This is a genomic window from Brevibacillus invocatus, from assembly GCF_003710915.1.
GTDB classification, from domain to species: domain Bacteria; phylum Bacillota; class Bacilli; order Brevibacillales; family Brevibacillaceae; genus Brevibacillus; species Brevibacillus invocatus.
In genome coordinates this window covers 1-738 of record NZ_RHHR01000094.1, presented here as the reverse complement: position 1 = coordinate 738, position 738 = coordinate 1, and the positions used below count along the sequence as shown (strand labels likewise).

Sequence of the window (738 nt, the reverse complement as noted above, 5' to 3'; positions counted from 1 at the left end):
CGACAGACAGTCACCGTTTGGCAAGTCGCACAGCTATGGTAGAATGTCCTGAAGAGCTTTCTTTCCACAACGTCGTGGTTCCGGGAAAAAGCTGCAACGAGCTGACAAAAATTTTGGATGACGATCAAAATCCGGCTGATATTGTTGTTGCTGAAAACCAAATTCTGGTAAAATCAAGGCATATCCTGTTTTACTCCCGTTTGCTGGAGGGTACGTATCCAGATACCACTCGCATCATTCCACAAGGCAGCAAAACGGAGATCACGGTCAGCACAAAAGAATTTTTGCAATCCATTGAGCGTGCTTCCCTGCTCAGCCGTGAAGGAAAATCCAATGTGGTGAAGCTGGTTACGCTGCCAGATGGCAATGTAGAAATCACCTCCAATGCTCCAGAGATTGGAAAGGTGACCGATATTCTGCAACCAAAAGCTATGGACGGGGAAGAGTTGAAAATTTCCTTTAACGCGAAGTACATGATTGATGCTCTGCGCGCAATCGACAGCAGTGAAATCAAGGCTAGCTTTACAGGTCCGATGAGCCCGTTCGTCATTCGACCTACGGATCATGACTGGATGCTGCATCTGATCCTGCCGGTGCGTACGTACTAGTTTTTTCAAACGGTTAGGGTTGACAGAAGTGTCCTCGACAGAGGTTTTATCAAAGAAAGGAGCCAAGCCATGCGTGAGGTTTCCATCAAGACCGAATACATCGCCCTAGGGCAATTTTTAAAGCTGGCTG

1 protein-coding gene is annotated in these 738 nt (G+C 47.2%); it reads left to right on the top strand.

The annotated features are described in order from the left end of the window. Nucleotides 1-608, top strand: a 608-nt coding sequence (gene dnaN / locus EDM52_RS24170; protein ID WP_122911438.1) for a DNA polymerase III subunit beta, incomplete at its 5' end; no start/stop codon positions are given. Nucleotides 609-738: the final 130 nt, after the last annotated feature.